26 protein-coding genes and 1 pseudogene are annotated in these 25,984 nt (G+C 63.7%); 23 read left to right on the top strand and 4 right to left on the bottom strand.

The genetic code is table 11. The features are described from left to right. Window positions 1-64 precede the first annotated feature (64 nt). The 20 genes from RSPPHO_RS17475 (at window position 65) to RSPPHO_RS03060 (ending at window position 19,422) form a co-directional block, all read left to right on the top strand. Window positions 65-1,951, top strand: a complete 1,887-nt coding sequence (locus RSPPHO_RS17475; RefSeq protein ID WP_162138081.1) for a diguanylate cyclase domain-containing protein — start codon at window positions 65-67, stop codon at window positions 1,949-1,951. Between the two features lie 437 nt (window positions 1,952-2,388). Continuing rightward, window positions 2,389-4,314: a methyl-accepting chemotaxis protein gene (locus RSPPHO_RS03150; protein ID WP_014413831.1), complete on the top strand. Its 1,926-nt coding sequence runs from the start codon at window positions 2,389-2,391 to the stop codon at window positions 4,312-4,314. Window positions 4,315-4,337: 23 nt separating this feature from the next. Continuing rightward, complete coding sequence (locus RSPPHO_RS03145; protein ID WP_041793918.1) at window positions 4,338-5,927, top strand: chemotaxis protein CheW; 1,590 nt, start codon at window positions 4,338-4,340, stop codon at window positions 5,925-5,927. Between the two features lie 65 nt (window positions 5,928-5,992). Further along, window positions 5,993-7,093, top strand: coding sequence for a chemotaxis-specific protein-glutamate methyltransferase CheB (gene cheB, locus RSPPHO_RS03140; protein ID WP_014413829.1), 1,101 nt, complete (start codon window positions 5,993-5,995; stop codon window positions 7,091-7,093). Further along, window positions 7,074-7,706: a HEAT repeat domain-containing protein gene (locus RSPPHO_RS03135; RefSeq protein ID WP_041793916.1), complete on the top strand. Its 633-nt coding sequence runs from the start codon at window positions 7,074-7,076 to the stop codon at window positions 7,704-7,706. Before cheB ends, RSPPHO_RS03135 begins: the two co-directional genes overlap by 20 nt. A 2-nt stretch (window positions 7,707-7,708) precedes the next feature. Then, window positions 7,709-8,572, top strand: coding sequence for a CheR family methyltransferase (locus RSPPHO_RS03130; protein ID WP_014413827.1), 864 nt, complete (start codon window positions 7,709-7,711; stop codon window positions 8,570-8,572). A gap of 5 nt (window positions 8,573-8,577) precedes the next feature. Then, on the top strand, window positions 8,578-9,009 hold the full coding sequence (locus tag RSPPHO_RS03125) for a response regulator (RefSeq protein WP_014413826.1): 432 nt from the start codon (window positions 8,578-8,580) through the stop codon (window positions 9,007-9,009). Further along, window positions 9,006-11,585: a chemotaxis protein CheA gene (locus RSPPHO_RS03120; RefSeq protein WP_014413825.1), complete on the top strand. Its 2,580-nt coding sequence runs from the start codon at window positions 9,006-9,008 to the stop codon at window positions 11,583-11,585. The genes RSPPHO_RS03125 and RSPPHO_RS03120 overlap by 4 nt, the downstream gene beginning before the upstream one ends. After that, window positions 11,585-11,821 carry a hypothetical protein gene (locus tag RSPPHO_RS03115; RefSeq protein ID WP_041793913.1) on the top strand — a complete coding sequence of 79 codons (237 nt, stop codon included), beginning with the start codon at window positions 11,585-11,587 and terminating at the stop codon, window positions 11,819-11,821. Before RSPPHO_RS03120 ends, RSPPHO_RS03115 begins: the two co-directional genes overlap by 1 nt. Then, window positions 11,818-12,618, top strand: a complete 801-nt coding sequence (locus RSPPHO_RS03110) for a ParA family protein (RefSeq protein ID WP_014413823.1) — start codon at window positions 11,818-11,820, stop codon at window positions 12,616-12,618. The genes RSPPHO_RS03115 and RSPPHO_RS03110 overlap by 4 nt, the downstream gene beginning before the upstream one ends. Then, on the top strand, window positions 12,615-12,989 hold the full coding sequence (locus RSPPHO_RS03105; protein ID WP_041793912.1) for a response regulator: 375 nt from the start codon (window positions 12,615-12,617) through the stop codon (window positions 12,987-12,989). Before RSPPHO_RS03110 ends, RSPPHO_RS03105 begins: the two co-directional genes overlap by 4 nt. Before the next feature lie 17 nt (window positions 12,990-13,006). Beyond that, entirely contained in the window at window positions 13,007-13,705 is a 699-nt protein-coding gene (locus RSPPHO_RS03100) for a hypothetical protein (RefSeq protein ID WP_051013603.1), read from the top strand. Further along, window positions 13,702-14,103, top strand: coding sequence for a response regulator (locus RSPPHO_RS03095; RefSeq protein WP_014413820.1), 402 nt, complete (start codon window positions 13,702-13,704; stop codon window positions 14,101-14,103). Before RSPPHO_RS03100 ends, RSPPHO_RS03095 begins: the two co-directional genes overlap by 4 nt. Next, window positions 14,100-14,900: an STAS domain-containing protein gene (locus tag RSPPHO_RS03090; RefSeq protein WP_014413819.1), complete on the top strand. Its 801-nt coding sequence runs from the start codon at window positions 14,100-14,102 to the stop codon at window positions 14,898-14,900. The genes RSPPHO_RS03095 and RSPPHO_RS03090 overlap by 4 nt, the downstream gene beginning before the upstream one ends. Window positions 14,901-14,912: 12 nt before the next feature. Next, window positions 14,913-15,305, top strand: coding sequence for an STAS domain-containing protein (locus RSPPHO_RS03085; protein ID WP_014413818.1), 393 nt, complete (start codon window positions 14,913-14,915; stop codon window positions 15,303-15,305). Next, the gene (locus RSPPHO_RS03080; protein WP_041793909.1) at window positions 15,292-15,705 is read left to right on the top strand and encodes an anti-sigma regulatory factor; all 414 of its coding nucleotides are present in this window, start codon (window positions 15,292-15,294) and stop codon (window positions 15,703-15,705) included. Before RSPPHO_RS03085 ends, RSPPHO_RS03080 begins: the two co-directional genes overlap by 14 nt. Continuing rightward, a complete protein-coding gene (locus RSPPHO_RS03075) occupies window positions 15,702-16,130 on the top strand; it encodes an anti-sigma regulatory factor (protein ID WP_014413816.1) in 429 nt (142 codons plus the stop codon). Before RSPPHO_RS03080 ends, RSPPHO_RS03075 begins: the two co-directional genes overlap by 4 nt. Then, a complete protein-coding gene (locus RSPPHO_RS17470; protein WP_051013602.1) occupies window positions 16,121-16,711 on the top strand; it encodes a SpoIIE family protein phosphatase in 591 nt (196 codons plus the stop codon). Before RSPPHO_RS03075 ends, RSPPHO_RS17470 begins: the two co-directional genes overlap by 10 nt. Window positions 16,712-16,715: 4 nt before the next feature. Continuing rightward, window positions 16,716-18,137 (top strand): sensor histidine kinase, encoded by a 1,422-nt coding sequence (locus RSPPHO_RS03065; protein ID WP_014413815.1) that lies wholly within the window; start codon window positions 16,716-16,718, stop codon window positions 18,135-18,137. Window positions 18,138-18,141: 4 nt separating this feature from the next. Beyond that, complete coding sequence (locus RSPPHO_RS03060) at window positions 18,142-19,422, top strand: methyl-accepting chemotaxis protein (protein WP_051013601.1); 1,281 nt, start codon at window positions 18,142-18,144, stop codon at window positions 19,420-19,422. 51 nt (window positions 19,423-19,473) lie between these two features. Here the strand turns inward: RSPPHO_RS03060 and RSPPHO_RS21440 are convergent, their stop codons facing one another. From RSPPHO_RS21440 to RSPPHO_RS20820, 4 genes and pseudogenes are all read right to left on the bottom strand, one after another. Further along, window positions 19,474-19,812, bottom strand: coding sequence for a divergent polysaccharide deacetylase family protein (locus RSPPHO_RS21440; protein ID WP_081581630.1), 339 nt, complete (start codon window positions 19,810-19,812; stop codon window positions 19,474-19,476). Between the two features lie 52 nt (window positions 19,813-19,864). After that, window positions 19,865-20,371, bottom strand: a pseudogene (locus RSPPHO_RS21435) (divergent polysaccharide deacetylase family protein); the annotation flags it as partial. A gap of 670 nt (window positions 20,372-21,041) precedes the next feature. Next, window positions 21,042-22,895 carry a copper-translocating P-type ATPase gene (locus RSPPHO_RS03050; RefSeq protein ID WP_157879064.1) on the bottom strand — a complete coding sequence of 618 codons (1,854 nt, stop codon included), beginning with the start codon at window positions 22,893-22,895 and terminating at the stop codon, window positions 21,042-21,044. A 32-nt stretch (window positions 22,896-22,927) separates the two neighbouring features. After that, a complete protein-coding gene (locus RSPPHO_RS20820) occupies window positions 22,928-23,239 on the bottom strand; it encodes a cation transporter (protein WP_014413811.1) in 312 nt (103 codons plus the stop codon). 282 nt (window positions 23,240-23,521) lie between these two features. On the opposite strand from RSPPHO_RS20820, the gene RSPPHO_RS03045 reads away from it, so the two are divergent. The 3 genes from RSPPHO_RS03045 to trpC are packed head-to-tail and all read left to right on the top strand — an operon-like array spanning window position 23,522 to window position 25,977. After that, window positions 23,522-24,097: an anthranilate synthase component II gene (locus RSPPHO_RS03045; protein WP_014413810.1), complete on the top strand. Its 576-nt coding sequence runs from the start codon at window positions 23,522-23,524 to the stop codon at window positions 24,095-24,097. Window positions 24,098-24,145: 48 nt separating this feature from the next. Further along, window positions 24,146-25,183 carry an anthranilate phosphoribosyltransferase gene (trpD, locus tag RSPPHO_RS03040; RefSeq protein WP_014413809.1) on the top strand — a complete coding sequence of 346 codons (1,038 nt, stop codon included), beginning with the start codon at window positions 24,146-24,148 and terminating at the stop codon, window positions 25,181-25,183. Next, window positions 25,180-25,977 carry an indole-3-glycerol phosphate synthase TrpC gene (trpC, locus tag RSPPHO_RS03035; protein WP_014413808.1) on the top strand — a complete coding sequence of 266 codons (798 nt, stop codon included), beginning with the start codon at window positions 25,180-25,182 and terminating at the stop codon, window positions 25,975-25,977. Before trpD ends, trpC begins: the two co-directional genes overlap by 4 nt. Window positions 25,978-25,984: the final 7 nt, after the last annotated feature.

Raw genomic sequence — 25,984 nt, 5'->3', positions numbered from 1 at the left:
ATTGCAACAAAGAGGGACGCGCAGGGTCATCTTGGTTGAGAACATGCCGGAAGGGATATCGACCGTGGTTCCGGGACCCGCCCCCCGGCTGGAGCGCCCCCTGGCTCGGCGAACGCTTGGCCTGATCCTTGGGCTTGGCGTCGTCCTGGCCTCTTTGTTGGGGCTTGACCTCCATCACACGTACCAGAGCACCCACCGCGCGGCCCTGGAAAATGCCCGCTTGGCCGCTGGCCTCGTCGAGGGAACGCTGACTCGAACCTTCGAGTCGGTGGAAACCACCTTGCTGGCCCTCAGCGATCACATCGTCTCGGGAAGCCACAAGCTTTCCTCGGATGACGAAGCCCAACTGCGCCAAACCCTCCAGCGCACCTTGGAGTTCGCTCCGCATATCCGCCAGATCGTTCTCGCCCGCCCCGATGGCTTGGTTCTTTTCGACAGCAACATCCGCCTTGTGGGACGCCCTCTTGATCTTGATCTTCTGGCTCTCGCCGACCTGAGCCAAGACGCGGTCGAACGGGGGGGGACCACCCGAAGCCTGCGTTTTGGCCTCCCGGTAGCGGGACGTTTCTTGCCGGCGACTCATGGGCAACCCGTCCCCTCGCCCAGCCGTCTCCTCCCCGTGGGCCTCAAGGTACGCGACGATCTGATTGCCGTGGCGGCCCTCAACCCTATCGCCTTGGAAGATATCCTGGGACTGCCTGACGTTGGCCCGCATGGCGCGATGCGTCTGGCCCGCTTCGACGGCCTCCCCCTTCTTGAATCGGCGCAAGGCTCCTCTTTTTTGTCTGGAAAGCGCGTATCGGCTGAAGAAGCCATCGCCCGAGAACAAGCCTCTGGTCAGATTCCGCTGGGTTGGACGACGCCCCAGGGGACGGTAATGTTTCAGGTCTCGGAGCGCTATCCGATGGTGATCCAAGCGGGCGTGGCCCGGGAGGACGTTCTGCGCACGTGGCTGGGCAGCGAGAGCACGGTTATCTACTGGAGCCTGACGGCTTTTGGGGGATTTTTCCTCTTAGGGGGCCTGCTGGTGCGGGAGATATCGCGCCGTTCTGACCTGGAGAGCCAAGTCCGCTTGTTATCCTTGACCCAGAAGGTCTTCGCGAACTCGGCGGAAGCCATCCTGATTACCGACGCGGCCCCTCGCATCATTGCTGTCAATCCTGTCTTTACCGACGTAACGGGCTATACCTCCGACGAAGTGATCGGCAAGAACCCAAATATCCTTGCCTCTGGCCGCCACGACAAAGGCTTTTACCGGGACATGTGGCATTCCCTTGAAACAAAAAATCTCTGGCGCGGCGAAATCTGGAACCGCAAACGCGACGGCACCCTCTATGCCCAGCGCGTCGCGATATCCCGCCTCACCGACGAAGCCGGCACGCCTCTGAACTACATCGCCATTTTCAATGATGTGACCGACCAGCGCCGTCGGGCCGAAGTCCTACACCATCAAGCGCACCACGATGCCCTGACTAATCTTCCCAACCGCAGCCTCCTTATGGACCGCCTGGAGCAGGCATTGTTTCGCGCCGACCAGGATGGAACATCAGTTGCTGTTTTGTTTCTTGATCTTGATCGCTTCAAACCCATCAACGACACCCATGGTCATCGAGTGGGCGACAAGGTCTTGGAAGAGGTTGCCCGCCGCCTGCTCACAGCCGTTCGCCAAAGCGACACCGTCGCCCGGCTCGGGGGGGACGAGTTTGTCATCTTGGTTCACAACGTCAGTGGTCCCCCCTCGGTGGCACGTATCGCCACCAAACTGGTGGACAGCCTGAAGGCCCCGATCCTCGTGGACGAGCACCTCTTCTTAAGCGTGGGGGCCAGCATTGGGATTGCACTATGCCCTCGCCATGGCACGGAGGCCCGGTCCCTTTTGGCCGCCGCCGATGCCGCCATGTATGAGGCCAAGCGATCGGGCGGCGACCAATGGCATTTTTTCCCGGATTAACCACCGGTTGGGCGAGGGCCGAGAAAAGAGAAGGCTGGGGAGCCTCCCCAGCCTTCTCTTTTGCTGACAGCCATGGAAAAACTAACACCCCACGATACCACAAATTCTCAACTAAAAATAGGAAAATCCCATCAGTTTGGATCGCGCGCGTTTAACTCTTCAACCAAGAAGATACAGACCATGGCTTGAAACTGTTGGAACAGAAGATATATACTTAGGAATTCGTCCCCCCGAAGGGGATGAGATCCCCTCTCCTGTGACCGGGGAAAAAAACACGGAAGAAAGCCGCACTCAAACACCTCATCGCCCATCATTTTTGTAGAGTTTCCGAGCCCCACATGACCCTCTGAACACGCTGCGGACAGGTCGCTTGAAGCTGTTTCACCCAGGGGAGCCCTGTCCCTCAACCGTGAGACACCGTCGCTGAGGAAAGCGCCATGGCACTCGTCAAGAAGAACCAAGTCGGGAGCGTCGGTCCCAAGACCGAACCGATGGAAGAGGGAGGCGGGGGCAGCCGCCTTCTAGCCGAGGCCCAGAAGCGAAAAGCGCGCACCTTCGCCCGGCAACAAAAGGCGGCGGAACGGATCGCGGCGGCGACGTCCCAACTGGCCAGCGGCATTGCCGAGGCCGCCTCGGCGGCTGAGGAACTGCGCAAGGCCTCGGAACAGATTGCCTCGGGGGCGGAAGAAGCGGCGGGGGCGGCGCAGGAGTCTCTCAAGGCGGTGAACCAGGGCGCGGTCCTGATTTCGCGCGGGCGCGAAACAGCCGATCTGGCCATGACCAAGACGGATACGTTGCGCACTCTGGTCAACAGCGTCTCAGCCCAGGTCACCAATTCGATCCAGGCCATCAGCCGCGCCGCCGAGCGTCAGACGGCGTCGGTGGAAATGGTCGAGGAACTGGAACGCCAGGCAGCGGCGATCTCCGAAGTGGTCAAGGCCGTCGCACGAATCGCCGACCAGACCAACCTCCTGGCCCTCAATGCCGCCATTGAAGCGGCCCGGGCTGGCCAGCATGGCAAGGGCTTTGCCGTGGTGGCCGACGAAGTCCGAACTTTGGCCGAAACCTCGGAAAAAAGCGCCCGCGAGATCCAAGATCTGGTCGGGCAGATCCAGAAAGACGTGAAGGCCATCGCTGAGGGCATCACCGAGTCGGCGGAAACGGCCAAGCGCGAGGTTGAAAAAGGCAAGCAGATCACCAACCAACTAGGCCAGATCCTCGACAACATGGGCCAGATTTCCGACGGGGCGCGCCAGATCGCCAAGGTCAACGAAGAGTCGGATGCCGCCTCCAAGGAAGCCCTGAAGGGCGCGGAGATCATTGCTGCCGCCGCCGAGGAACAAAGTGCAGCCTGCCAGGAAGCGCTCAAGACCATCGACCAACAGACTCTGGCTCTGAGCCAATCGGAACAGGCGGCCCAGGAACTCTCCGAGCTGGCCGACGAATTGAAAAACTCGACAGACATCAGCAAAAGCAGCGAGGAAGTCGCCTCGGCGGCCGAGGAACTTTCTTCGGCGGTGGAGGAAATCAATCGGGCTTCTTCCCAAATCCAAATTGCGCTCGAACAAATTCAGAAGGGGGCCCAGCAACAGGCGGCGGCTACCCAGCAGTCCTCGACGGCCATTGCCCAGATTGAACGGGGTGCCCAGGTAGCGGCCACCCAGTCCTCGCGCGCTGTCGAGAGCGGTTCAACCATTGCCGATCTTCTGACCGGCAACGTGGCCGCGGTAAACGAGCTGATCGAAGGGGTTCTGGCCTCGGTGGAAGCGAGCAAGCAAAGCCGCGAACAGATCGGAGCCCTGGAGCAGATCAGCCGGCGCATTGACAAGATCGTGGACGCCATCACCACGGTTTCGATCCAAACGAACATGCTGGCGGTCAATGGCTCGGTCGAGGCGGCGCGGGCCGGCGAATTCGGCAAAGGGTTCGCCGTTGTCTCCACCGACATCAGGAACCTCGCGCGCGACTCCGCCGAAAACGCCGATCGCATCAAGGACACGGTGAAGGCCATTCAAGACCAGATTGCCTCGGTGCGGCGCGACCTGGACGAGAACGCGGCATCGGCGGCCCTGGAAGTGGAGAAAAACAAGGCCATCTCCAACGACCTTGACACGGTGATCAAGGAAATGGGCGGGGTTCTTGATGGCAGCAAGAGCATCTTCGATGGATCCGAAGGGATCGTGCGCATGGTCAAGGAGGTTCAAGTCGGGGTGGAGCAGATCGCCGCAGCGGCCCAGCAGACCACCCGGGCCACCGGCGAGGCCACCACAGCGGCGCGCGAGCAGTCGAAGGGAACCGAGGAACTGGCGGCCGCCATTGAGGAAATCGCCTCGTTGGCCGATGAGTTGCAAGCGGGGGCGTGACGGCGCACCGAAGGAGGACGTCTATGTCCGAAATCCTGGAAGCAGAAGCGCTGCCCGGTCGTGAGGCCTCACTCCCGGCCCTGGCCGCCGACGAGCCGCAAACCCGACGCTCCGAAAACGTGCGCCAGTTCGTGATCTTTCATGTGGAACGGGAGATGTTTGCTGTGCCTCTGTCCGAGGTCCAGGAAATCATCCGCATGCCCGAGATGGTGCGCGTGCCCCTTAGCCCGCCGGCCCTAGAGGGGCTGGCTAATCTGCGGGGCTCGGTGCTGCCGGTGATTCGGCTGCGCCGGGTGTTCTCCCTCGGCGACATTGAGCACGACGACGCAACGCGGGTGGTGGTGCTCGATCAAGGCCGCCCGGTGGGCTTGGTGGTGGATCGAGTAGCCAACGTGGTGACGGTCGAAGAAGACCGGATCGAGGCGGCGCAGAGCATCGGTGCGTCCATCGACACCGACTTGCTCACCGGGATGATCAAGGGCAACGACGGGGCCTCGATGGTCATGATCCTGGACGCCGGCAAAGTGGTTGCGCGCGAGTTCGCCTTGCAGGCCGGGAGCCGCGACCGCTTGGGCGAACTGACCAAGGGCAGCGCTTTGGAGCATGGGGAGACCGAGCAGGCCGACGATGAAAGCCAACTCGTAAGCTTTGATGTGGCCGGACAGGAATATGCCCTGCCCATCGAGCGGGTTCAGGAGATTGTCCAGGTTCCCGAGCGCATCACCGATGTTCCCAACACGCCGTCCCATGTTCTGGGGGTCATGACCCTGCGCAACCGCTTATTGCCCCTAGTTTCCTTGCGCGAACTTTTTGGCTTGCCGCCCAAGGCCCTCGACGAGGCCAACAAGATTGTCGTGGTGTCCCTCGACACGACCGGGGGCGGTCAGGCGGTGGGCGTGGTCATGGATAGCGTCAAGGAAGTGCTGCGGGTGGGCCGCTCCGTGATCGACCCCATGCCGGCGCTTTTGGCGCGCTCGGGACATCTTAACGAGATCGAGGCGATTTGCCGGTTGCAGGGCGGTCGGCGGCTCGTTTCGATTTTGTCGGCAGAGCGGATGTTCAACGGGAGCGACCTGCGCGCCGTCACGGCCGGCGCTTTGGAAGAGGACGAGGAAACCATGGCGGAGCGGGACCTGCGCCAACGTTTGGGCGAGAGCGACGAAGAGGAACAGGTGGTCGTGTTCCGGCTGATGAACGAAGAGTACGGCGTTCCCATTGAATCGGTTCAAGAGATCGTGCGGGTTCCGGACGAACTGACCAAGGTGCCGAAGACCCCCGACTTTATCGAAGGCGTGGTCAACCTGCGTGGTGTTGTGCTGCCCGTGGTGGATCAGCGCCGGCGCTTCGGCCTGCCGACCATGGAGCGCAGCGACCGCCAGCGGATCATGGTTTACACCATCCGGGGTGTGCGGACCGGCTTTATCGTGGACTCGGTATCGGAGGTCATGCGCCTGCCGGGCTCGGCCATTGGCCCGGCCCCGGCCTTGTCGGAAGAACAGCGCCGCCTGATCCGCCGGGTGGCCAATATCGAACGCCAAAACAGGATGATCTTGCTGTTGGACATCGACCAGCTGCTCGACGTGCGCGAACTAGCCGCCATGACGGCGGCGTGATAACCGGCGGCGTCGGGCGCTCAACGGGGCCGGGTGCTGTGATTGGACCAGTGAAAGGCTTGTGAATGACCCGCGTGTTGATTGTCGATGATTCTGCCCTGATGCGTCGCCATCTCAAGGAGATCCTGGAAGGGGCGGGCTTTGAGACACGCTCGGCGCGCAACGGAACCGAGGCCCTGGAGGCTCTGGAAGCCGATCCCCCCGATGTGATCACTCTCGACATCAACATGCCCGAGATGGATGGCTTGACCTGCCTCGCGCGGCTGATGACCGTGCGCCCCACGCCGGTGGTGATGGTGTCCTCGCTGACCGAAAAGGGGGCGGAGGCGACGTTCGAAGCCCTGGCTCTGGGAGCTGTTGATTTCATTCACAAGCCCGAGGGAACGATCTCGCTCAATGTGGCCCGCATTGAGCGGGAAATCCTGGACAAGGTTCGCGCGGCAAGCCGGGCGCGGATCCGGCGCTCCCTGGGCCTTCAGGGGCGGCGGCGCGCGGCCTCCTTGCAAGGGGCGCGCAAGACAGAACGCCCGGTGGCGCAGGCCACCTTGGATCCCCAGTCCCTGGGAGTCGTGCTGGTCGGGGTCTCCACGGGCGGGCCGGGCACGTTGGAAGACATTCTCCCGGCCCTGCCGGCCGACTTCCCCTGGCCGGTGGTGGTGGCCCAGCACATGCCGGGCAGCTTCACGACGGTGTTTGCCCGCCGGCTTGACACGTTGTGTGCCCTGACGGTGATCGAGGCTTCGTCTCAAATGCCGCTGGAACCGGGCACGGTCTACATCGCTAAGGGCGATGCCGACGTTGTGGTGGGGCGGCGGGCCACCCGGCTGGTGGTCAACCCCATGCCCTCGGCGGACCAGTATCCCTGGCACCCGAGCGTGGGGCGGCTGGTGGAAAGCGCCTTGCATGCCCTGCCGGCCGAGCGGCTGGTGGGTGTTTTGCTGACGGGCATGGGGGACGACGGGGCGGCGGCGATGACCGAACTGCGCCAGCGCGGTGGGAAGACCATTGCGCAAGACGAAGAGAGCAGCGTGATTTTTGGCATGCCGGGGGAGTTGGTGCGACGGGGAGGAGCCGATGTGGTTTTGCCGGCCTCGCGCATTGCGGGCCAGCTCTGTGGTTGGCTTGGTCTGGACAAGGGGGTGCATCATGGGACTCGTCAAAGGTAAGCCCTCCCCCACCGGGAAACGCCCGGCCAAGGGGCCCCGGGATCTGGACGCCTTGTTGCTGGACCTGGAGGACGAGGACTCGGGGGTTCGTCGTGCGGCGGTGCGGGCGTTGGCCCACCAGGAAGCGGCGAATCCCGTGGTGGCGGGCGCGCTTTGTGACCGGCTGGACGAGGAGCGCAGCCCAAGTGTGCGGGCGGTGTTGTTTACCGCGCTGATCCGGCTGGCCTCACCAGAGGTCGCGGGACGACTGGCAATGTTGTTGCGCAGTGATGACGCCCCCTTGCGCAATGGAGCGATTGAGGCCTTGCAGGCGATGCCGGAGGCGGTGACGCCGCATCTGCGTCGCCTTTTGACCGATCCCGATAGTGATATCCGTATTTTTGCTGTGAATATCCTGGGGGCGCTCAGTCTCGCCGAGGCGCCAGACCTGTTGGCCGAGGTCTTGACCAACGACGATCATGTGAACGTGTGTGGGGCGGCGGTCGATGCCCTGGCCGAAGTTGGGACACCGAACCACATTGAAATCCTGGAGGGAGTGCGCGTGCGCTTTGCCGGCGATGGCTTCATGACCTTCGCGATCGACACGGCGCTGCGCCGGATCCGGGGGCACTAGCCATGACCCAGATGCATCGCATCGATAAGGTCCCCGCACCTCTGACGAACGAAGAATACGCGAAATTTTGTGAGTTTTTTTACCGAAAAACGGGAATGCACTTTCTTGACAACAAAAAATACTATGTAGAGCGTCGAATTCACGACAGAATAGCCAAGACGAATTCCGATAATTTTCGCGACTACTTTACATTGGTCCGATTCCAGGCATCAGGAGAAGAGTTGCAAGCCCTGGTCAATATCATGACCGTGAATGAAACTTATTTTTTCCGCGAGGAATACCAGTTCGAGGCTTTGGTTTATGGGATGCTCCCCAACCTTGCCAAGATCAAGTCGTCCAAGAACCCGATCCGCTTGTGGTCTGTCCCTTGTTCGTCAGGCGAGGAACCCTATTCGATTGCCTTGTCGATCCTTGAAAAATGGGACCAAGCGGATCGCTGGGATATTGAGATCCTGGCCTCTGACATCGATTCCAAGATTTTGGCGGAGGCACGGGCCGGGATTTTTGGCAGTCGATCCCTGACCCGTGTCCCCGCCGCATTGATTTCAAAGTATTTTAACGCCAAAGGAGACGGAAATTATCAGATATGCTCGGAGCTTCGGGAGTCCATTGACTTTTCCTTGATCAATATCATGGATCCGCTCCAGACCCGTCGCTTTCGCAACCTTGATGTTATTTTTTGCCGCAACCTCCTGATCTACTTTGACGATGTTGCCCGTCGCGAGACCGTGGAAATGTTTTACGAGCTTCTTGTGCCGGGGGGCTATGTCTGCCTTGGTCATTCCGAAAGCATGAGCCGGATGACATCGATTTTTATCCCGCGCAAGTTTGGCGACACCATCGTCTACCAAAAGCCCCAGGAATAAGCGCCATGACCGAGATCGCATCGCCCTCGGGCGCTTCCGCCTTGTCGTCTCCCCCCACCGGGCCCTCCCGGGTCCTGGTCATCGACGACGGCATCACCATGCGGCTGTTTTACCGGACCGTCTTGGAAGCTGCCGGGTTCGTGGTCGAGGAGGCCACCAACGGGATCGAGGGCTACGAAAAGGTTCTGGCGGGATCGTTCGATCTTCTGATCGTCGATATCAACATGCCCAAGATGGACGGCTACACCATGATGCGCGCCATCCGCCGCGATACGGCGGTGCGTGGCGTTCCGGCCGTGACCATCAGCACCGAGTCATCCGACGAGGACGCCCGCCAAGCGTTTGAATCGGGGGCCAACTTTTATCTGGTCAAGCCTGTCGCTCCCGACACCCTGACACGGGTCGCCCGGTTGATGACGGGGGAGGTCGCGCCATGAGCACGCCTTTGCTGCTGCGTTTTGTCTCGGAAGCCCGCGACCTCCTGCAAACGGCCGCGAGTGGGTTGTTGGCCTTGGAGCGCACCCCCGACGACGCTGTGCTCAACGAGGTGTTCCGCGCTGTTCACACGATTAAGGGATCGGTGGGGCTTTTTGATTTTCCAGCGTTTTCCCGATTGGTCCACGCGGGGGAGGATGTGTTGAGCGCGGTCCGGGCCCAGGAAATGAGCCTGGACTCGGAGCTGGTGGACCATCTCTTGGACTCCCTTGACCGCATGGGGGCCTGGATCGATGAAATCGAGCAAGGCGGCTCCCTGAGCCCAGAGGCTGAGGGGGTCTCGCGCGCTCTGACCGAGGTGCTGCGCGCCGCCTTGCCCCAGAAGGCCGAGGCTCTTCAGGAACAAGCCCCCGCCCGGGCCGGAACCCTGGATACCCTTGACTGGCTGGCCGCCTTGCCCGAGCGCGACCGCTTGGCCGCCTTTGCCGAAGCGGCCCGGGGGACAGAGGTCCTGGCCCTGGTCTATACCCCGGTTGAGGATTGTTTCTTCAGCGGCGAAGACCCCCTCAACCTCCTACGCCAACTCCCCCTTTTGGCCCTGGACCTGACGCCCCGGGCGTCCTGGCCCCCCCCCGAGAGCCTGGATCCCTACACCTGCCTGCTCTGCTTTCGGGCTCTCACCCCCCTGCCCCGCCTTGAGGTAGAAACCCTGTTCCGCTACGTCTTGGAACAGGTTGCCCTGATACCGATTACGCCCGACGCCTTGATGCTGCCTCACGGCGAGGACAGCGCCGGACCGGTGTTTGAGGATTTTACCCGGCAGGCCCGCACCCTGATCGCGGCGGGGGACCTTGTCCGCCTGGAAAGGGCGGTGAGCGCCCTCCTGGAACTGAGCGGCCCCGAGACGCGGGCCGCCTCGGCCTTGCGCTGGATGCAAGCCACCCTGGCCCTGCCCGCTCCCCCTGTGGCTTGGCTGGAGCGCTTGGTGTTGGCCATTTCCGGGGAGGGTGAGATCGCCTTTCCCTCGCCCCGACCTCCTGTCAGGGCACCGACCCCGCTGGACCCCTTGTCCCGGCGCTTGCTGGAGAGCCAGCGGACCTTGCTCATGGTCCGCGACAGCGCTTCCTTCCAGAGCCGCTTGGCGTCAGTCGCCCGGACCGGGGGCAACATCTTGCGGGCTCTCGGGCTCCCCACGGAACCCTGGGAGGAGGTGACGGCGGGGGGGCAGGCGGACCGCATACTGGCCGAGCTCTCCCGTCTCCTGGAAGAGGCTCCCCCTCCCGCGCCGGCGGCTCCGACCTCATCGCCCCTGGTTGAAACCGGCCCGGCGCCTGCTTCCTTGGGCGGGGGAAACGAGCCCGCCGCGAGCCCGGAAGCCCGCAGCGGCGCCTCCCGGGTCCTGAAGGTGGATCAGGCGCGCATTGATGGGCTGATGAACCTTATTGGCGAACTGGTCGTTTCCAAAAACAGCTTGCCCTTCCTGGCCCGCCGGGCGGAAAACGTCCATGGGTCACGGGAAATGGCTAGAGAAATCAAAGATTTGTACGCCGTTGTGGATCGCTTGGCGCAGGAGATGCAAACGGCGATCATGGCGGTGCGGATGCTGCCGGTGTCCGAGGTTTTCGAGCGTTTCCCCCGCTTGGTTCGCGACGTGGCGCGGCGACTGGGCAAGCAGGTCGAGTTGGTGATTGAGGGCGAAGAAACAGCGGCCGACAAAAACATCATCGAGGTGATGGGCGACCCGCTGTTGCACATCGTGCGCAATGCCTTGGATCACGGCCTGGAAGGGCCGGCGGAACGGGTGGCGGCGGGAAAGCCGGCCACGGCGCGCCTGTTGGTGCGCGCTTTTCAGGAAAGTGATCAGGTGGTCATTGAGGTTGCAGACGATGGACGGGGGATTGATCCGGTCCGCATCCGCGAGGCGGCGGTCGCCAAGGGGGCGGTGAGTGCGGACCGGGCGGCGCACCTGACGGAGCAAGAAGCGGTCAATCTGGTCTTTTTGCCCGGCTTTTCGACGGCCAGCGCGGTGACGGATCTGTCGGGCCGAGGGGTGGGCATGGACGTGGTCGCGACCACGGTGGAAAAGGCGGCGGGAAGCGTGACCCTGACCTCGGTTCTGGGTCAAGGCACGACGGTGCGCCTCGCCTTACCCCTCAGCATGGCCGTGACCCGGGTAATGATGGTGGAAACGGGAGGGGGCATGCTGTTTGGCATTCCCATGGACCACATCGCCGAAACGGTGCGCATTCCCCATACGGCCATTCGCCGCATCAAGCGCTCCGAGGCCTTTGTCTTGCGTGATGCCATCGTCCCCCTGCTGCGCCTGGACGAGCTTTTGGGCCTTGCCCCACGGTATTCCCCCCACGCCCCTCAAGAAGAAGAGGCCGAGGACGCGGTTTTGGTGGTAAGATTAGGGGGAACACTGACCGGTCTGGTCGTCGATCATTTCCGTGAGGGGATGGACATCATCCTCAAACCGTTCGACGGCATCTTGAGCGGAATCAGGGGGTATGCGGGAACAGCCCTCCTGGGAGACGGCCGGGTCTTGCTGGTTCTTAACCTGAAAGAGCTTCTGTGATGACGCTCCGCCTTGAAGACACGATTGTTCGCTTGGAAGGGGTGTGCACGGTCGAGGAAGCCCTGCCGTTGCTAGAAGCCCTGCAAGGGGCTCAGGCGGTGGCCTTGGCTGACTGCACGGGCTTGCACACGGCGGCCCTTCAGGTCTTGCTGGCCCTGCGACCTCCCCTCGTCTCCTTGCCCACCGAGCCTTTCCTCACGCGCTGGATTGCGCCTTTATTGAGCGATCCGAGATGACCGGGCCTTGCCCCATTGTGTCGGTCTCCAACCGGAAAGGGGGCAGCGGCAAGAGCACCACCGTCGTCAACCTGGGCGCCGAATGGGCGGCGCGTGGGGCCCAGGTTCTGGTGGTGGATCTGGATACGCAGGGCCATGCGGGGCTGGGCTTGGGCCTGCGCTTGGCGGCGGCGCACCCAAGCGCCCATGATGTGTTTCGGGCACCGGGGTTCGAGCTGGCGCGGGCCATCCGCCCGACGGCGTGGCCTGGGCTGTTTTGTGCCGGAGCGGATCCGTTGTTTGAAGCGGAGGGGCCACGCGAGTTGACCGTGCTGTCGCGCGCGCTGCGCCGCCCCGAGATTGCAGAACGCTTTGACGTTGTTCTGATTGATACGCCGCCCTCCCTGGATTTTCTGCTGCTGAATGCCCTGGCAGCGGCAGATGGGGTTTTGGTTCCGGTGTTACCGCACGCTTTGTCGGCGGAGGGGGTGCGGCAATTGTCGCGGCTGTTTTTTCGCATTGCCACCAACGAAAACCCTGGGTTGCGCCTGATTGGCGTTTTGCCGATCACCATGGATCCCCGCGTGACACATCATCGCACGGTCCTTGACGAGCTACGGCGGCAGTATGGCGGGCAGCGGATTTTGCGGGGAATCCGTAAGGACGTGGCGCTCGCCGAATCGTTTGCCTCGGGACAGCCGGCCCGGGCCTACGCGCCCCGGTCGCGTGGCGTTTTGGATTATCACCTTCTTGCCGACGAGTTGGGGACGCTTTGGCCGCCGGCGTCGGCTCTTTCACAACGGGAACTTCTTGCATGACGAGCACCATTCTTCTGATTGACGACTCGGCCACCGTGCTCATGAGCATGGAAACTATCTTGCACCGGGCCGGCTTCGTCATCGCCAAGGCATCGTCGGGTGAGGATGCCTTGGCCCAACTGCAAAAAGGCCTCAAGCCGGGTCTAGTGATCACCGATGTGCACATGCCCGGAATGAACGGCATTGATGTGATCCGCAAGGTCCGCGCCCTGCCCGGCTACCAGTTTGTCCCCATCTTGGTGGTGACCACGGAGTCCCAGCAGGTCAAACGCGAAGAAGCCCGGGCGGCCAAAGCCACGGGGTGGTTGGTCAAGCCGGTACAACCGGACGATCTTCTCAAGGTTGTTCGCCAGATCCTGCCCAATGGCTGATGAGAAAGGGCACGACCATGAGGTCGGGGCAAACCGAGGGCGTCTGGACGCTGGGAACGACACTGGGGCTGGTGGCGCTTGGACTATGGGGAACCCTGGTCCTGGAGAGCGTGGCCCCGGTGTTTGCCGGCGCCCTGGCGGGAACCGCGTTTTGGCTGGGACGCTGGCACGCGCAAGCACAGGGGACGGCGTCCCGGCGCCTTCATTACCGCATTGCCGATGAATTGGTTCAATATCGGGTATTCACACGCCTTCTGCGCGACCAGAATACCCGGGTCTGCGCCACCAGCGAGGAGGCGGCTCTGACGTTGGCTCTTGGACTACGCCAGATGAGCGACCAGTTGGAGACCCTGTCACACCATGCCCGCAGCGGTGCCGATCCGGCCGCCATGCTGGCCGAACTCGAGGCCTTGAACGAGCCGTTGAGCGATCTTCTGGGACGGTTGCAGTTTCAGGATATCACCCAGCAGCAACTCATGTTCCTTTCCCGTCTTTCCGTGCTGCTCGACGACCACATTGCCGAACTTCTCCATGCCCTGGGCGATCGCCGGTCGCTGGAACGCACGACGCGGTTCAAGGAATTGTTCGACAAGGCCTTTGAACATACGGTGATGGCTTCACAACGCCACGATCATTCGGTGGCGGTGGGACTGTCGCCGTTGGATGCCCCCCTGGGACAGGTGGTTGAACTCTTCGAGGCGGAGGAACGCGCATGATCACGGCCCTGGTTGTCGATGACGTTGCGGTTGTCCGCATGGTCATCACAAAAATTCTCAAACGGGCGGGACATCAAGCACTTACGGCGGAAACCGGGGCCGAGGCCCTGACGCTGGCTCAGAGCCACGCGGTTGATGTGCTGATCACCGACATCTGGATGCCGGACATGGACGGTATCGAGCTTTTAAAGCAGTTCAAAACGCGCTTTCCCCGGGTAGGACGTGTGGCCATGAGCGGCGGTTCGCCGATCAACGCGCTGGATGACTCCCTCTCCACGGCCGTGTCGGCTGGGGCGTCGGTGGTTATCATGAAGCCTGTCGATAAAAATGAACTCCTCCTGGCCATCGACAACGCCCTGGCCGCCGTAGGCGCCAACCCGGAAAGGGGGCAGCCATGAAAGAACTCTCCAACCGCTTGGCAGCGCACCGTGTTGACTTGCTCCAAGCCTGGACAGAGCGTCTGCGCGACAGCGAAGACGGGGGGATCGGTGCCTCCCCCATCGTGGAGCGGATTTTTGACAGCTTGATCCCGGCGCTGGATCGGGCGGGGTCGCTGCGCCTGGACGACGTGGCCTTCGTTCCCTTGCGCACCTGCGTGGAGGCCATGAGTTCCGAACGAGCCCGGGACGGATACTCCCCCTCTTCGACCGGACGCTTGGTGATGGCCTTCAAGAGCGCGGTCCGTCTTGTCGTGGGCGAGACACCGGAAACGGTTGGCCTGTTCGACCTCATGGATCAGCTCTGCTTTTGCGTCTTTGAGGCCCACATGCGAGCCCGCGAGGACTTCATCGTCCGACAAAGCGATGCGATCTTGGAAATTTCCACGCCGGCGCTGCGGGTGTGGGATAGCATCGTCTTGATGCCCTTGATTGGGGTGATCGACACCAACCGGGCACAACACATCATGGAGCACCTCTTAGGTGCGGTTGCCCGTGATGAAGCGCGCGTGGCGATTTTGGACGTGACGGGTGTTCCGGTGATCGACACCCGGGTGGCCCTGCATCTGACCAAGGTAGTGAGCGCGGCGCGCATGCTGGGGGCCGAGGTGATTATCACCGGCTTCAGCCCCGAAGCGGCCCAGACCCTGGTGAAACTGGATGTAGACCTTAGCTGTATTCGGACGCGGGGAACGCTGCGCGCCGGGGTGGCCGAGGCTTTGCGCCTGGTCAATCGCCGTGTCGCGCCCCTCACCTAAAAGGAGAAGGCCATGCGCCTCCCGGTTCTCAAGTTGGGGCAGATCCTTCTGACCTCGATTCAGTCGGACATCACGGATGAACAGGCTCGCACGCTGCAAACCGATCTGCTGACGCATCTGGAACAAAGCCGCGCAACCGGGGTGGTGCTGGATATCAGCGCGCTCGACATCATTGATTCCTATATGGCGCGGGTCCTTTCCGAGATCGCGGCCATGGCGCGTCTCATGGGTGGCGACGTGGTGATCTCGGGCATGAACCCGATGGTTGCCCTGACCTTGGTGGAGATGGGCCGCGAGTTGGTTCAGGTGGAAACCACCCTCACCCTGGAACAAGGCGTGGAAAAGCTGCGGGCGCGGCAAGCCGCCCGACCCCTGGGGTGGGACAGTGATCATGACGGGTCCTGAAACGGTTCGGATGGCCTTGCTACGGCCCGAGGACATCGTGCGGGCCCGTCAGGCGGGCCGTGACGTTGCCTCCCGGCTGGGCTTTGGCATGGCGGACCAAACCCGGCTTGCGACCGCCATCTCTGAAATCGCGCGTAACGCCTTGCACTATGGCGGGGGAGGCAGTTGCGAGATTGCTGGAACGATGGAAGGGACAAGCCGGGAAATTCGGGTATCGATCGTTGATCACGGTCCTGGCATTCCCAACTTGGAACAAGCCATGCAACCCGGATTCAGCACGGGTCATAGCCTGGGCATGGGCCTGCCGGGGGCCCGCAAACTGGTGGACCTGATGACCGTCGAAACCGGGCCGGGCCTGACCCGGATCGACCTCGTCATGCGGCGGGGAGGTCGGGTATGAATGGGACGAGTTTTCATCACAGCGGGTCGGACATTTCGGTGTGCATCCGCCAGGAACTGGACATTGCCCAGGCGCGTCAAGCGGCCCAGCGGCTCGCCACCCATGTGGGCTTGTCGCGCTCCCAGGCCTACCGCTTGATGACAACGGTCAGCGAACTGGGATACAACCTTTTTTTGCATGCTCGGCCAGGAGGAACGGTTACACTCAGCGTGCTCAGCCGGACCAGCGGGCAAGCGGGGATCGAAGTGGTGGCAGAAGACCAGGGCCCCGGGATTGCCGATCTCGATCTGGCCTTGCTGGATGGCTACTCCACCAACCACGGCCTGGGAGGCGGTCTTCCGGGAAGCCGGCGTTTGATGGACGAATTTTGCATCCGCTCCCAGGTGGGAGAAGGCACCTGCGTGGTGGCCCGGCTATGGCGTTAGAAGTTGGGATCGCCCGAGCGGCCATGAACGCCACGGAAATCTGCGGCGATATCGCCCACGCTTGGTGCACGCCAGACCATGAGGTGGTGGCGATTGCCGATGGCTTGGGCCACGGGCCCGACGCGGCCCAAGCGGCCGGTGTGGCCATGGAGCATATTGGGCACCATCTGGACGTGGAGATGGAAGCCCTGTTCTTGGGGTTGGGACAGGCCCTCGCGTCAACACGCGGCGCGGCGGTCGGCGTGGCCCGGATTGAGCCCCGAACGGGGGCCTGTTGCTACGGCGCGCTTGGCAACACCCGGGCTGGGGTGTTCGGGTGGCGGGTGATGCGCCTGGATGCCAAGCCCGGCATTGTGGGAGCCGGCATGAGAGGAAACCTTCAACCGCTCTCATTTCAGTTGCACCCCGGGGACCATCTGGTGATGTGGACCGATGGCCTGGAAGAACGGTTAGGGCTGCCATCCGACCTCCTGGCGTCCGAGCCCCCCCCCCGGATGGCTGAAACCTTGTTGCACCGTCATTATCAGGGAAAAGATGACGGCTGTGTCCTTGTCGCGCGCTTTTCTCTGACCAGAGGGTGAGCTCATGAACTCGGTGCACGCCATCTCAAACCCGCTCGACTGGTACGGCTCGCTGCAACGGGCCTATATGGCGGGCCGGAACGAGGCCGTCCTTGACGAAGCCAGTGACATCGGTCGGTTGATGGCGATTGCCCGGCAACCCCTGGAGAGCCTTCTCGATCTCCATAGCGTTGTTCTGGCCGAGGGGATCGCCCATTGCCCTGAAGAGGCCGGGGCTTTGGTCGCGGCGGCCGATGTCTGCTTGGCCCACGCCATTGTGGGCTGGCGGCTAGCCTACGACGGCGTGCCCAGTGCCAGTGCGGACGTTGTGCCCGAGGCCTCGTTGATCGTTTTCTTGCATTTTGAGCACGGCGGTCGGCTGACCCCGATTCAACAGACCAAGGGCAACGAAACTCTGCGCGTGCCGCCTTGGATGCAAGCACGTGATTTGCAGAGTTTTGTCGTGGATCTATGCGGTCCCCACCGGTTGGACGACGTCCTCCAGGCCGTGGCCCAACGGCGCATGATGGCGTTTGACCTCACAGCGGGGGCGCTGGGTCAACGCCAATACCGGGCTTTGCTGTGTCCCTTCCATGACGGCAGCGGCATTCTTGGCCTCCAGGATGTGACAGCCCAACATTTAGCGCGCAACGCCGATTTCCAGCGCCGCAAGCTCGAAAGCCTGGGGCAGTTGGCGGGGGGCATCGCGCACGAGATCAACAACCTACTCCAACCCATTGTCACTCTTACCCAAATGACGTTGGATGATCATGCCGACGATAAGGAAATGAGCGGAGACTTGGGAGTGGTTCTTGACTGCGCGCGCCGGGCCGCAGACGTGGTGCGCGATATCCTGGCCTTTGCCCGACGCAGCGCACCGGCCCTGACGCCCCTGCCCCTGGTCGATACCTTGCGCCACGAGTTGGTGGATCTCATGGAAACACTGCCGGCGTCGGTGCGGGTGGTGGAGACCCACGACACGGCAGGACCGCTGGCGATCCATGGGAATCGGCCCGAGTTGGGGCAGATCTTGCGCAACCTGATCAAGAACGCCGTGGATGCGATTGATGGGCAGGGGACCATTACCATTTCGGCGGATCTGTTTGACCTCGCCGAGGCCGAGGCCTTTCTCGTGGCGCTTCCGGCGGGACGCTATGCCCGGGTGAGCATTGCGGATGACGGTCCTGGGATCGACCCGCCTCTGTTGCATCGCATTTTCGATCCGTTTTTCACGACCAAGGACATTGGCAAGGGGACGGGTCTGGGCCTTGCCATCGTGAGGAGCATCATTCAATCCTGGGGAGGCGGGATTGTGGCCCGGAATGGGGAAACAGGAGCGGTCTTTGACCTGTTCTTGCGCCTCGCCCCCCTTCCTTCCGTCGAACAAGGGGAGTTTTCCGATCCCCCGTGCTGGGATGGACTGTGGCAGTCCCCCCAGGAGGAGTGACATCATGAGCGCCCCTGCTTTGCCAGGACACGCGCCTGGACACTTTGTTGTTTATCGTTTGCTGGCTCCCCTGGGGATCTTAGGGGCGATTGTCTTTGGCGAGATCGCAGCCGGCGTGATCGCAGAACCGCCGGCCCTGGAGAGTCTGGCCTTACGAGGCGGAGTTGGCGTGGTGCTGGCGCTCGGGGTATTTTGGGGCCAGGGCCGCTTGATGCCGGTATCGACCCCTGGCGATCTGGCGCGCCGCGCCGCACCGGTCGCCTCCCCCATGCCACCGCCCCTCCCGTCCAGCGACCCATCCCGCGACCTGTGCGGTAGCTGTCTGACCGAATATTCCGACTCTTTTGCCCGGTTTTCCCAGTCCATGCGCGAGGAAACCCTGTCGGTGGTCAGCGACTCCGACAAGAACGCCGAACAGCTCATGAACGAGCTTCACAACGTGGAGACCAGTATTGAGGGGTTGCTGAGTTTTATTGCCTCGACCAACACCAACGAGCGCGTGGTCCAAATCATCGAAAGCGCTGAAGCTCAGTTGGCGCGCAGCCAAGCCTTGATTGACGAATTCGCCGGCGAGCGCAGCCACCAAGCGGATCGGGTTGGTATGGCGATGGATCAGATCTCCCAGGAGGTCGAGGCTCTGGGCAGCGCCATCCAGGCCGTGCGCGGCATTGCCCACCAAACCCGCATGCTGGCCTTGAATGCCACCATTGAGGCGGTGCGGGCCGGCGATGCGGGACGCGGGTTCGCCATTGTGGCGGCCGAGGTCAAAACCCTCTCTCAGGAATCGGACCGGGCGGCCATTGCCATCGCCGATGGCATCTCACGCCTGCAACACGCTGTACAAACCAGCCTGATCTCCCTGGTCGGCGAGCGGATCAGCAAGGAGGAAAACGGGTTCGCGGTTATCTCGGAAGCGGTCAAGGAACTGACCGACAACCTGGAAAAGCTCATCACCCACCAGCGCGACACCCTGACCAAAGTGCAATACGAAAACCGACGGCTGGCCACCCCGATCCTGGAAATGATCGGCTCCATCCAGTTTCAAGATGTGGTCAAGCGTCGGTTACTGGCCCTGGTGACCTGTTTTGAGCGGACCGCGACCGATATTGAGGAGTTGGCCCGGCACCTCCCGGCCATGGATGCCGTCACGGCGGCGGATCTGCGCAACGCCTACCAGCGCAGTATGACCGAAACGCTTCAGTTTGTGGTGGATGAACTGCGCAACAGTCATCGTAATACCGATGCGAATGCCACGGGACAGGGGGCCGCGATTGAGCTGTTTTAAGGCTGGGGAGGCGCGGCCTCCCCAAACCCCTCGAAAAGAGAAGGGCAGCCTTTAGGGCCGTCGCGCCACCGTCGTGGTCTCGACACGCATCAAGGCGCTCACGGGTACCAGGGTAATCCCCTTACGGGCAAGGCTAGGCAGCCAAGCGCGCAACCCCTGGATGGTGGCATCCTTGGGGTGACCAATGCCAATGGCGACCCCATTGCGGCGGGCGGCGGCTTCGAGGTTGGCCAATTGCCGATCCACCGCAGCGCGCTCGGGCACATTATCGAGAAAAACCGCCCGTCCCGCATGGGGGACCCCGGCGGCCCGGGCCAGGGAGAGGCCCACGGTCTGGGGCGAGGTAACCGAGTCCAGCCACACCAGCCCCCGGCGCTTGAGTTCGGCCATCACCACGGACATCCCCCGGGCATCGGTGGTAAAAACGGCTGCCCATATGGTTGTTAATGCCAACATAGCCCGCACCACGGTCAAGATTGCGCCGGACCCTGGCCAAAATTTCGTCGTCCGACAGACCGACCTTGAGGGCATCCGGGCCTGGATTGATGCTGCTGTTTTGTGGCTCCATGGGCATGTGGATCAGAAGCTCGTGGCCTTGCTTGCGCCCATCGCGCATTTGATCGGGCAAGATCTCGGCGTAGGGCAGAAAGGCCATGGTGATCGGCCCTGGCAGGGCGGCCACAGCACGCGTGCGGGTGCGATCCACGCCGAGGTCATCAATGACCACGGCGATGGCCGGCGGATGCCACGCCGCCACCGGCACGGCGTTACGCCGCCATGGCGTGCCTTCAGGCCCAGGGGCCACCACCGGCGGAAAGGCGGCCAGTGTTGAGGTCAACGGCACCGCGACACCGGGCAGGGAGTCGCGCACCTCGCCTTCCAGCCTTTCTTCAAGAACGTGTCCGCCCTCGCCGTCTTCCGCAAGAAAAGCACCCGCAGGCGCCGCCATGGCAAGACCCTCGACGGACGCTGCGGGCGCCGCCTCCGCAGAGGGGGCCGCCAGCGCTGAAGCGCCGGAAATCGGCGGGGAGACGCCTCGGGTGGCCCAGCGCGCGGGCGGCGGCGGCGGTGGCGGCGGCACCGGCCGGCTGATCTCCACCGCGGCCCCGGGGGCGGGGGAAAGCTCGGGGGATGGAAGGTCGGGTGCTGCCGCCTGCTTGTCTTCGAGAGGTAAAGGCGGCAAGGCGGTGAGGACGCTGGGCATCAGGGCGGGCGCAGAGGGATCCAGGGCCACGGGTGCCCCCGAATCGTTGATCCCGGGCCCACTGGAGCCCGGCGCGGGCGGGGCAACGGCCACAACAGGGGCGAGCCCGGCAGACGAGGGCGCCGGGCCGGGCAGTGGCGGCGGCGTGTACTGGGCCACCGTCCGTTCGGAGGGGACGGCTACCGGGGCGGGAGCCTGGGCAACGACAGCGGGCGCCTGGGGCCGCTGGGCCGCAGGGGGAGGATCGGCCGGGCGGGCCCAAAACACGCCAAGCGCAAGCCCGGCCCCAATGCCCACCCCCAGGGTCCCCAGGGCCGTAAGGGTCAAGGTAACGGGGGACAGGCCCGCAACGAAAAGGGCAAAGCGGTCCAGCGGTCCCTGATGACCGTTGTCTCCGGGAAGCAACATCAGGCATTTACTCCGGTCGCCACCGACGCAACCACAGCGAGCTGGCGACCACCGACACGCTGGACAAAGCCATGGCCGCACCGGCGATCATGGGCGAAAGAATCCCAGCCGCCGCGAGCGGCAAGGCAATCACGTTATACGCAAAAGCCCAAAAAAGATTGACGCGAATGCGTCGCACGGTGGCCCGCGACAGGCTAAGGGCCTCCACGAGCAAGGCGGGATCTCCCCGCATCAAGGTCATGCCGGCGGTTTCCATGGCGGCATCGGCCCCGGTGCCCATGGCGATGCCCACATCGGCCTCGGCCAGCGCGGGGGCATCGTTGACTCCGTCGCCCACCATGGCCACCCCGGGGCCGGTGCGGCGCAGCTCGGCCACCACGCGGGCCTTGTCCTCGGGGGGCACACCCGCGCGATAGTCATCAATGCCCAGACGCTCGGCCACGACCTTGGCGACCCGCTCGGCATCGCCGGTTAGCAAAATGACGTCCAACCCCCGGGCCTTGAGGCGGGCAACCGCTTCGCGAGCGGTGGGCCGCAGAGAATCCGCCAACCCAAACAGAGCCACGAGACGCCGAGGAGGATTGCCCACGGCCATCCAGACGGCCGAGGCCCCCTCTTCTTCCAGCGAAACGGCGAGGGTGTCCAGAGGCGACGGATCAAGGCCCAAGTTTTCAATAAAACGGCGACTGCCCAGCCACACCCGGACCTCCCCCACCTGAGCCCCGACCCCCTGCCCCGGCACCGAGGTGAAGGCCGAAAACGGCTCCAAGGTCACCCCCCGGTCTTGAGCGGCGTCACGCAGGGCCCGGGCCAGCGGGTGGGCGCTGCCTTGCTGGGCGCTGGCGGCCAACCGCAGCACGGTCTCGTCAGCGTCGCCCGGATCGGCGACCACGAGACGGGTTAGCGCCGGCCGCCCGGCGGTCAGAGTCCCGGTTTTATCGAAAACCACCGTCTTCACGGCGCAAATCTGCTCCAAGGCGCTGGCATCGCGAATCAGGATACCCCGGCGGGCCGCCAAGCCAGTCCCGACCATCACGGCGGTGGGCGTGGCCAAACCCAGGGCACACGGACAGGCCACGACCAAAACGGAAATGGCAGCACTAAGGGCCGGCTCGGTGGCTCCCGCCAGCCCCCACCACCCCAAGAAGGTGAGGCCAGCCAGCACGATGACCACAGGCACGAAAATTGCGGCCACGCGATCGACAAGACGCTGGACGGGAGCCTTGGCGGCTTGGGCGGCCTCGACTAGGCGGATCAGGCGGGCCAGCACGGCGGCGTCGCCGGCGGCCTCGACCCGGACCCGCAGCAAGCCATCGGTCACCACGGCGCCGCCAATGACGCGATCTCCCGGCCCCCGGGCGACGGGCAGGCTTTCGCCGGTGACCAGACTCTCATCAAGGGCGGCGGTGCCCTCCTCAATGCGCCCATCGGCGGGCAAGGCCTCCCCCGGCCGCACCACCACCCGATCCCCAGGCCGCAGGCGCTCGGCCTCCACGTCCTCCAACTGGCCGTCGCGTTCGAGATGGGCCAGGGTCGGACGCAAAGCCATCAAGGCGCGGATCATGGAGGCGGCCTTGTGGCGGGCCCGGGTTTCCAGGCCCTTGCCGAGCAGGACCAGGGTGATGACCACGGCGGCACTCTCAAAGTAGAGGCCCTGCCCCTCTTGCCCCATCACCACCCGGTAGGCCGACAGCCCCCAAGCGGCCGTCGTGCCCAGGGCCACCAGGGTATCCATGGTGCCGGCCCCCCCTTTAAGGGCGCTCCAGGCCCCCCGATAAAAGCGCAAGCCCGCCGTGACCTGCACAAGGGTGCCCAGCACCAGTTGGCCCACCGGACCGACCCGCCCCGGCATCCCGGTCATGGCCGCGACCATGTCCCAGAGCAAAGGGACGCTCAACAGGGCGGACAGAGCGAAAAAAAGAAAAAACCGTCGGCCGAGGCATCGCGCGACGGCTCGGGTCGGTCATCCGCCAAGCGAGCCCCGAACCCGGCGCCGGTGACAGCCGCCACCAAGTCGTCGAGCCGGGCCGCCCCGCCCGCGACCACCACCCGGGCGCGTTCGGTGGCCAGATTGACGCTGGCCTCGCTGACCCCGGGCACCTTGCCGAGAACCCGTTCGAGCCGGGTGGAGCACGCAGCACAGCTCATGCCGGAAATGACGAGATCCACCGTCTGCGGCGGCGATGATACAAGCTCGGTGGACATGTTCTGCCTCTCCTGAGTTGGCCGAGGGAAACACCCCGGAGCGCATCCCGTTTGGGGAAGGGAGAGCCGGGGAGACACAACCTCCCCAGCCCCTCGGTCTCAGGCCCCTCGGACCGAGGGATGCCCCAGCCTTGCCTGTGCCGTCCTTCCCCCGATTGCCTTAGGAAACCTTGATGGGGTGCTTGACGCCCCGGTCCGGGAGCGGCACTCTTTGCCGCCTCTGGCCCGGCGCACCCTTGACGGGCGCGTCTTCACTGTAGTGTCCTGAACCGGGTTTCGTAAATGTTCCTGCTGATCGATAACTACGACAGCTTCACGTATAACCTTTGGCACTACCTGGGAGACCTGGGCGCCGAGGTCGTCGTGCGGCGCAACGATGCCTTGACCGCCGACGAGGCCCTGGCCCTGCGGCCGCAAGGCGTGGTCATCTCCCCGGGGCCCTGCGATCCCGACCGGGCCGGCATCTGCTTGGACCTCGTGCGCAAAGCCGCGACGGCCCAGGTGCCGGTGATGGGGGTCTGCCTGGGACATCAAACCATCGGGCAAGTGTTCGGCGGCAAAGTCGTTCGCGCCCCCAAGCCGATGCACGGCAAGGTCAGCGAAATTCATCATGCCGATGGTGGCGTTTTCACAGGCTTGCCCAAGCCGTTTCGCGGCACGCGCTATCATTCCTTGGTGGTGCGGCGCGACGACCTGCCCGAGTGCCTGGAGATCACAGCCTGGAGCGACGACGGCCTGATCATGGGCCTGTCGCACAAGAGCCTGCCGGTCCACGGGGTGCAGTTTCATCCCGAAAGCATTGAGACACAAGGCGGTCACGCGCTTTTGCAGAATTTCCTGACGGCTGCGGCGCGTTAGGGCGCAAGGAGCGATTAAGGTCAGAAAAAGGGGGGGAAGACTCGGGCGATGAGCAGCACGGACGACATAGACATGAAACCCCTGATCGCCATGGTGGCGACAGGACGTCCCTTGAGCGAAGCCGATGCGGCCCGGGCCTTTGAGGCCATCATGTCGGGCAATGCCACGCCCGCCCAGATGGGAGCCTTCCTGATGGCTCTGCGGGTACGGGGCGAGACGGTGGAGGAAATTACCGCCGCCGCTCGGATCATGCGGGCCAAGGCAACGCCGATCACCGCCCCCGAGGGCGCCATTGATCTGGTGGGCACCGGGGGCGACTGTGCCGGGACTTACAACATCTCCACCGCCGCCGCCCTGGTGACGGCGGCCTGTGGCGTGCCGGTGGCCAAGCACGGCAACCGGGCGGCCTCCTCCAAGAGCGGCTCGGCCGACGTTCTGGCGGCTCTGGGGATCAATCTGGAGGCCGAGCCAACCCGGGTCGAGGCCTCGTTGCGGGAGGTAGGCATCGGGTTCATGTTCGCCCAGCGCCACCACAGCGCCATGAAGCATGTGGCGCCGGTTCGCGGGGAACTGGGAACCCGGACTTTGTTCAACCTCCTGGGGCCACTGGCCAACCCGGCCGGGGCTCGCTTTGAGCTGATGGGGGTTTTTGCCGATACCTGGGTGGAACCCTTGGCCCAGGTGCTGGGCCGTCTGGGCGCCGAACGGGCCTGGGTCGTGCACGGCTCGGATGGCCTGGACGAAGTCACCACCACGGGACCAACCCTGGTCGCCGAGTACCGGGCGGGTGTGGTTCGTCGTTTCACCATTACGCCCGGTGATGCGGGCCTCCCCGTGGCCAAACCCGAGGACCTGAAGGGGGGCGATCCGGCCACCAATGCCGACGCGGTGCGGGCCTTGCTGGCGGGGCAGCCCGGTCCTTACCGGGATATCGTGGTGCTGAATGCGGCGGCGGCCCTGGTGGTGGCGGGACGGGCAAGCTCCTTGAGCGAGGGGGCGGCTCAGGCCCAGGCGGCGATTGATAGCGGCAAGGCCCTTGATGTCCTGACGCGCATGGTCGCGGTAACCAATGGGACGGGATCGTGAGCGACGTTCTGCGAGCCATTTGCAACGACACCCGCGACAGCGTGGCGCGTCGGCGCCTTGCGCGCCCCGAGTCCGTCTTGCGCCAGCACATCGCCGACGCCAACGATCAAACGCGCGGCTTTGCCCAGGCGTTGAGTGCGGTGGCCGATCGCGGGCACTGGGCCCTGATTGCCGAGATCAAAAAGGCGTCCCCCTCGGCGGGCTTGATCCGGCCAGATTTCGACCCGGTGACCTTGGCCCAAGCCTATCACCGGGCTGGCGCGGCGTGCTTGTCGATTCTGACCGAAGAGACCCGTTTTTTGGGAGCCGAGGAGTATTTGGTGGCGGCGCGGGCGGCGGTCCCCCTGCCCGTCTTGCGCAAGGATTTTATGATCGATCCCTGGCAGGTGCTGGAAGCCCGGGCCATGGGCGCCGATTGCATCTTGTTGATCCTCGCCGCCCTTGACAACGCCCAGGCCGCCGAAATGGAAGCCCTGGCCCATGACCTCGACATGGATGTCTTGGCCGAGGTCCACGACGAGGGAGAAATGGAGCGGGCTCTGGCCTGCCTGACCACCCCGTTGATCGGGGTCAACAACCGCAACCTCAAAACCCTGGTCACCGACCTGACCACCACCGAGCGTCTGGCCCGGATGCTGCCAGAGGGCCGGGTGTTGGTTGCGGAAAGCGGCCTGCGAACCCGGGATGATCTGGCCCGCATGGGCGCCGTGGGGGCTCGGCGCTTCCTTATTGGCGAGCATTTTATGCGGCAACCCGACGTGGAAGCCGCAACTCGGGCCCTGATCGCCCCCTAACCGGGGA

This window comes from Pararhodospirillum photometricum DSM 122 (assembly GCF_000284415.1).
Classification (GTDB): domain Bacteria; phylum Pseudomonadota; class Alphaproteobacteria; order Rhodospirillales; family Rhodospirillaceae; genus Pararhodospirillum; species Pararhodospirillum photometricum.
Note: the sequence above shows the minus strand (reverse complement) of the source record. Positions and strands in the feature narration are given on the sequence as shown.

Coding starts and splice junctions, on each gene's coding strand:
- RSPPHO_RS03150 (WP_014413831.1), top strand. CDS start 2,389: ATGGCACTCGTCAAGAAGAACCAAGTCGGGAGCGTCGGTCCCAAGACC.
- RSPPHO_RS03145 (WP_041793918.1), top strand. CDS start 4,338: ATGTCCGAAATCCTGGAAGCAGAAGCGCTGCCCGGTCGTGAGGCCTCA.
- cheB (WP_014413829.1), top strand. CDS start 5,993: ATGACCCGCGTGTTGATTGTCGATGATTCTGCCCTGATGCGTCGCCAT.
- RSPPHO_RS03135 (WP_041793916.1), top strand. CDS start 7,074: ATGGGACTCGTCAAAGGTAAGCCCTCCCCCACCGGGAAACGCCCGGCC.
- RSPPHO_RS03130 (WP_014413827.1), top strand. CDS start 7,709: ATGACCCAGATGCATCGCATCGATAAGGTCCCCGCACCTCTGACGAAC.
- RSPPHO_RS03125 (WP_014413826.1), top strand. CDS start 8,578: ATGACCGAGATCGCATCGCCCTCGGGCGCTTCCGCCTTGTCGTCTCCC.
- RSPPHO_RS03120 (WP_014413825.1), top strand. CDS start 9,006: ATGAGCACGCCTTTGCTGCTGCGTTTTGTCTCGGAAGCCCGCGACCTC.
- RSPPHO_RS03115 (WP_041793913.1), top strand. CDS start 11,585: ATGACGCTCCGCCTTGAAGACACGATTGTTCGCTTGGAAGGGGTGTGC.
- RSPPHO_RS03110 (WP_014413823.1), top strand. CDS start 11,818: ATGACCGGGCCTTGCCCCATTGTGTCGGTCTCCAACCGGAAAGGGGGC.
- RSPPHO_RS03105 (WP_041793912.1), top strand. CDS start 12,615: ATGACGAGCACCATTCTTCTGATTGACGACTCGGCCACCGTGCTCATG.
- RSPPHO_RS03100 (WP_051013603.1), top strand. CDS start 13,007: ATGAGGTCGGGGCAAACCGAGGGCGTCTGGACGCTGGGAACGACACTG.
- RSPPHO_RS03095 (WP_014413820.1), top strand. CDS start 13,702: ATGATCACGGCCCTGGTTGTCGATGACGTTGCGGTTGTCCGCATGGTC.
- RSPPHO_RS03090 (WP_014413819.1), top strand. CDS start 14,100: ATGAAAGAACTCTCCAACCGCTTGGCAGCGCACCGTGTTGACTTGCTC.
- RSPPHO_RS03085 (WP_014413818.1), top strand. CDS start 14,913: ATGCGCCTCCCGGTTCTCAAGTTGGGGCAGATCCTTCTGACCTCGATT.
- RSPPHO_RS03080 (WP_041793909.1), top strand. CDS start 15,292: ATGACGGGTCCTGAAACGGTTCGGATGGCCTTGCTACGGCCCGAGGAC.
- RSPPHO_RS03075 (WP_014413816.1), top strand. CDS start 15,702: ATGAATGGGACGAGTTTTCATCACAGCGGGTCGGACATTTCGGTGTGC.
- RSPPHO_RS17470 (WP_051013602.1), top strand. CDS start 16,121: ATGGCGTTAGAAGTTGGGATCGCCCGAGCGGCCATGAACGCCACGGAA.
- RSPPHO_RS03065 (WP_014413815.1), top strand. CDS start 16,716: ATGAACTCGGTGCACGCCATCTCAAACCCGCTCGACTGGTACGGCTCG.
- RSPPHO_RS03060 (WP_051013601.1), top strand. CDS start 18,142: ATGAGCGCCCCTGCTTTGCCAGGACACGCGCCTGGACACTTTGTTGTT.
- RSPPHO_RS21440 (WP_081581630.1), bottom strand. CDS start 19,812: ATGGCCGAACTCAAGCGCCGGGGGCTGGTGTGGCTGGACTCGGTTACC.
- RSPPHO_RS03050 (WP_157879064.1), bottom strand. CDS start 22,895: ATGACCGGGATGCCGGGGCGGGTCGGTCCGGTGGGCCAACTGGTGCTG.
- RSPPHO_RS20820 (WP_014413811.1), bottom strand. CDS start 23,239: ATGTCCACCGAGCTTGTATCATCGCCGCCGCAGACGGTGGATCTCGTC.
- RSPPHO_RS03045 (WP_014413810.1), top strand. CDS start 23,522: ATGTTCCTGCTGATCGATAACTACGACAGCTTCACGTATAACCTTTGG.
- trpD (WP_014413809.1), top strand. CDS start 24,146: ATGAGCAGCACGGACGACATAGACATGAAACCCCTGATCGCCATGGTG.